At 38.0% G+C, this 4,983-nt stretch carries 4 protein-coding genes and 1 rRNA gene; all 5 read right to left on the reverse strand.

The window, feature by feature from the left end; translation table 11 throughout:
• Window positions 1-245: 245 nt before the first annotated feature.
• Window positions 246-884 (reverse strand): heme-copper oxidase family protein, encoded by a 639-nt coding sequence (locus ACYVK5_RS23155; protein WP_460624606.1) that lies wholly within the window; start codon window positions 882-884, stop codon window positions 246-248.
• Between the two features lie 229 nt (window positions 885-1,113).
• A complete protein-coding gene (locus ACYVK5_RS23160) occupies window positions 1,114-2,886 on the reverse strand; it encodes a cbb3-type cytochrome c oxidase subunit I (protein ID WP_460624605.1) in 1,773 nt (590 codons plus the stop codon).
• A 180-nt stretch (window positions 2,887-3,066) separates the two neighbouring features.
• Entirely contained in the window at window positions 3,067-3,285 is a 219-nt protein-coding gene (locus ACYVK5_RS23165; protein WP_460624604.1) for an ATP synthase subunit C family protein, read from the reverse strand.
• A gap of 110 nt (window positions 3,286-3,395) precedes the next feature.
• Entirely contained in the window at window positions 3,396-4,160 is a 765-nt protein-coding gene (locus ACYVK5_RS23170) for a F0F1 ATP synthase subunit A (protein WP_460624603.1), read from the reverse strand.
• 93 nt (window positions 4,161-4,253) lie between these two features.
• A 16S ribosomal RNA gene (locus ACYVK5_RS23175) occupies window positions 4,254-4,983 on the reverse strand; the annotation flags it as partial.

Here is a 4,983-nt window from a genome sequence, read left to right on the forward strand (position 1 = left end):
CTTTGTAATGTATACTCGTGTTACAAATAGTTGTACGAAGTAAGGTAGTACGTATACTGACATTACATATGTAATAACTGCTAGTCCAAGTAGTCCGAATGTAATTTGGTTTACCCAGAAGTATGCTGTTAGTTGAGGCATGATTATTATTTGTTATTTGTGCTCTATGGAGCTGCATATATATCATATTTAAATAGTATAAATATGATTATGCGTAAGGAGAATTGTAATATATAATAATATTATTATGATTGTACAGGCATCATAAGATATGCGTGGTATGGTGTTGGACTTGGGATTGTCCATTCTAGAGATGTACTGTATGAAGATTCTGTTAGATATGATGGTGTGCTCATAAAGTATCCTGGTGTTCCCCAGGGGTTCATAGATGCAACTGGTTGTGATACTAGCATATCGTAAATTACGTATAGAAATAGAACTGTAGCTACAACTGAAATCATTGATCCAATAGAGCTAATGTAGTTCCATCCTTCGTAAGCATCAGGATAGTCAGGAATTCGTCGAGGCATTCCAGCTAGTCCTAGGAAGTGTTGTGGCATGAATGTAGTATTTACACCAATGAATAGAGTCCAGAAGTGGATTTGTGCTAGTCGTTCGTTGTACATCTTACCGAAGATCTTAGGTGCCCAGTAGTAGAATCCAGCGAAGATAGAGAACACAGCACCCATTGAAAGTACGTAGTGGAAATGGGCCACTACATAGTAGGTATCATGCATTGCTACGTCCATTGAAGCGTTTGCTAGTACTACTCCTGTTAGTCCTCCAATTGTAAATAGAGCTACAAATCCTAGTCCGAATAGCATAGGTGCTGTATATCGGATAGATCCACCGTATGCCGTTGCTCCTACTCTTTCTTCGATCATTTCAGATCTAGGCTAAAAGAGTCTACCTTTAATTGCTTAAAGGAGTGGACTATGTCTTAGATCACCGTATATTAATTAATACTTAGGTTGACCTGGGGCGTATAGTCTCTACGCTTTTACATTAGCCGTTTCCAATTAATGATTTAGTTCGACGATTGTCCTATATATGTTACTTATTCCATATATAGGAGTTCTCTCGAATTTGCCCCGCTATATTATTACTTGATTATTACTTGATACTCTTAAAAATCTTGTACATCATTGAAGGATGCATATGCGGTGCTAGAATAGGATATAGCTTCCGCATAGAGGGAACTGTAATATAGATAATATGACGTCCTTCCGCCTTATGTAGTGCCCCCTTAATGTCATACTTAATAATTAGTGCATTAAGTAGTCGAATATTCTCTTCTAGTGTAAAGGATTGTGTGTGTAGATAAAGCCCTCCACCATTAGCCATAGTTCCATCTCCCATGATCCAAAAAGCAAGACATGGTGGAGTAAGATAGTCGAAGATATCCATAGGAATAGTCTTCACACCATTAGTATGGAACATATGATAAAGAATAGTAAAGCAAGGTAGAGTTCGTGTCACAACACTAACTCCATAGTGAATACCAGAAGGAAGAGTCGATTGTACCAGAGAGGGCATACTTGAGCAATAATGAGCTAGCACCTGAAAACAATGCCAGATAAAGCCAAAATTATGAATGGACTGCTTGATTGCTAGTCGAGCATTAGAGTTACCCTGCTTGTGCTTCATCATCCAAGCATCAGAAAGGATCATGCCAACCAGAATACAAAGAGTATTGAAAGGGATACCTACCATATTTCGAATAATAATATTGAATTGAGGGTACCCTACAGTCGAACCATGATTGGTACCATATGGTACAATACTAGTACAAGTATTATTAGGTAGAATCTTATACTTGGTCGCACGAGGGTATAGATAGCTAAGAGGTACTGTGATAATATTAAAAACAGTAATAATATAGTTGGCCAGTATATGAAGTGGGCCTAGCACTTCGTTTAGCCATGAGAATACCTTAATACCTGTTGGTACTGCGATGATCATAGAAGCTGCTGTAAAGTAAGCTCGAGTATCAACGTCAAGACCTACTGCGTACATATGGTGACTCCATACAATAAATCCTAGAATACCAATAGATGCAATAGCATATACCATCCCGAGGTAGCCAAAAATAGGCTTTTGTGAAAATGTTGAGATAATGTGTGAAATCATACCAAAACCTGGAATGATCATTAGATATACCTCAGGGTGTCCAAAGAACCAAAAGAGGTGTTCATATAGAACTGGGTCACCACCACCAGCAGGGTCGTAGAATGATGTGTTGAAGTTTCGATCTGTAATAATCATTGTTAGTGCACCAGCTAGAACTGGGATACATAGGATAATGATAATTGATTGGAATAGCATAGCCCATACAAATAGAGGCATCTTGTGTAGTGTCATACCAGGAGCTCGCATGTTAATAATAGTAGTGATAATGTTCATAGCACCTAGCATTGATGAGATACCTGAAAGGTGTAGTGAGAAAATAGCTAGATCTACTGATCCACCTGAGTGAGATTGTACACCTGTAATAGGCATGTAAAGAGTCCAACCTGTACCCATACCTTGTTCTACGAATACACTTGAAACGATAAGAACAATAGCAGGAGGAAGAATCCAGAATGATACATTATTCAGTCGTGGAAAAGCCATATCAGGAGCACCAATAAGAACAGGAACCATATAGTTACCAAATCCAGCCATAGCAGGTACTACCATGAAGTAAATCATGAAAATACCGTGAGATGTAGCGATTACATTGTATAGTTGGTGGTCACCGTTTAGAAATTGGTTACCAGCTCCAGACAGTTCAAGTCGGATAAGAACAGAGAAAGCTGTACCTAGAAGACCAGTAAAGATAGCGAAGATCAGATACAGTGTTCCAATATCCTTAGCGTTGGTTGAGAAAAGCCAACGGGTAGCCATGGATAAACCATGAAATAGTCCTTATAGTCCTATTATTAAATTATATACATATATATATAGTTCATATATAATTATAATTTGATTATAATCATTGGGTAATCTCTGCACCTACACTTATACGAAATTATTTATATTTTACCGTTCCTCTTAGGGGATTATTGTTAATGATGATCCTGTATATTATGAGTAAAGTACTAGGAAACTGATCATAAGTGCAAATAGCCCGGTCGCTTCTGCTAGAGCGAATCCTAGAATTGCGTAAGTAAATAGTTGACCTCGTAGTGCTGGGTTTCGAGCTACTGATGCGATTAGAGATGAGAAGATTGATCCAATACCAACTCCAGCTCCTGATAGTCCGATTGCTGCTAGTCCTGCTCCGATAAACTTTGCTGCTGCCATGTTTTGTGTATATTTAATTGTTAGGCTACTACTAAAGTAATAGCTATTAGCTTTTGATAAATAAATTATCTTACTTATATTATAAATGGGGAGTATAAGGTGAATTGTTATTAGTGTAGTTCAATGGCATCCTTGATATAGCTACATGTAAGAATACAAAAGACAAATGCTTGGATTAGAGATACAGCAATTTCTAGACCAACTAGACCTACAAAGATTGCAAATGGAATTAGTGTTACAACAGCAACTAGAATACTTGATGTAAATAGTTGTGTTAGGAATGTTGATAGAATCTTTAGTAGTGTGTGTCCAGCTGTCATATTTGCGAATAGCCGGATACCTAGTGATACTGACCGAGCAAAATATGAAATTAGTTCAATCAGTACTAGTAGAGGTACTAGTCCTAGAGGTGTACCTGATGGAATAAAGAAAGCAAAGAAATGCAGACCGTGTGTATATAGTCCAAGAATAGTTACACCAATGAAGATGAATACAGATAGACCAATAGCAACCATAACTGATGTTGTAATTGTAAATGCATAAGGTACATTACCGTTTAGGTTAGCAATTAGAATGAAGAAGAACAGGCTGTAAATAAATGGCATGTAAATTTCGTTTGCTGAACCAATTTGGTCTCGTACCATACCGTGGATTGATGCGTAAGCACTTTCTAGTGAAATACTCCATGCGCTAGGTACAAGAGAATATGAATTGTTACCCATAATATGTAGACCTAGTACTAGGAATACAGTAATAATAGCGTATAGACCTAGATTTGTTAGTGAAAGGTTAAAGTCACCAATAATAGGTGCTGAAACACTAAGGAAAGGTACCACTTCGAATTGTTCTAGTGGAGATGTAATAAAGTGTGTCATGATGACTGAATATATAAAGTAGTTGTTCTTTAAAGCTATGTAGTTAAAATAGTACATAGTATTCGACATAATTATCGTATAAGGGGATTAATTAGATTTTATCATTCAGCCGCAAGTTCCCTTACGGCTACTATGTTTCAACTTCAGAGAAATCAACGCTCTTCATCTCGAAACTTGAATATCTTTTTAGATAATTCAAAACATCTTCAATGAGTAGTGTCTCTCCCCCCGTGATGAGCAATTAGTACCCGCTTAGAGGTATACTTCACCGCGCCGTGCTGATGCGCGATTACTCGGAATTCCTACTTCATAAAGGCGAGTTCCAGCCTTTAATTCGTACATTAATATCGGTTGATGGTTAGCTCCTCTTTTCAGAATTGCATCATACTGTCGATATTCTAGTGGCACGCGTGTAGCCCACTCCATAAGGGTCATGAAGACTTGTCATAGTCCTCCTAAACTAGATTCTTATAAAATCTAGACTATAAAACATATAGATTCATAGCGAGGATTGCGTTAGTTATACGGAATCAACCATAGGTCTCACGAACACTAACTGACGACAGCCATGCAACACCTGTCTAAGATGCAAGAAGTGGTAAGATTTTACGCGGGCTATCGGATTAAACGGCATGCTTCACTCCATGTGCCTAAGAACGGTCTAATCATTGACGTTTCGGTCTTTCGACTGTACTATGCAGGTGGCAGACTTTAGCGTTAGCAACGAAAACCAATAGTTAATCCACTGATCTCATAGTCTGCATCGTTTACGGCAAGAAGTATCCGGGTATCGAATCCGGTTCCATGCTCTTGCTTTCGTACC

This window comes from Myceligenerans halotolerans, assembly GCF_054782975.1.